1 protein-coding gene is annotated in these 324 nt (G+C 56.5%); it reads left to right on the top strand.

The window, feature by feature from the left end:
* Window positions 1-324 (top strand): hypothetical protein (locus ACO0K8_RS22325; RefSeq protein WP_422948853.1); only part of this gene is annotated, 324 nt, incomplete at both ends.

The following is a 324-nucleotide window of genomic DNA, read 5'->3' as shown; positions in this document are numbered from 1 at the left end:
GCACGGTTGCGAAACCAGCGGAAGGTGCGACGTTAACCGTCACAGCGACGGTTACGGATATCGCTGGTAATGTCTCCGCCCCGGGCACGGATGCAGCCACATTAGTGACTGTAACAAATGGTGCACCAACTATCACCATCACGACCGACAGCAACAATGACGGCCTGATCAGTAAAACAGAACTCGGTGCAGCAACGACAGTGGCAGTCACAGTCGCCTTGCCAGGTACGGCTAAAGCAGGCGACACCCTAACCATCACCGATGGCACGACTCCGCAAAGCCACGTCTTAACGGCCGCAGAAATCACAGCGGGCACCTACAGCA

The sequence above is a fragment of the Undibacterium sp. Ren11W genome (assembly GCF_049340485.1).
GTDB lineage: Bacteria > Pseudomonadota > Gammaproteobacteria > Burkholderiales > Burkholderiaceae_D > Undibacterium.
Note: the sequence above shows the minus strand (reverse complement) of the source record. Positions and strands in the feature narration are given on the sequence as shown.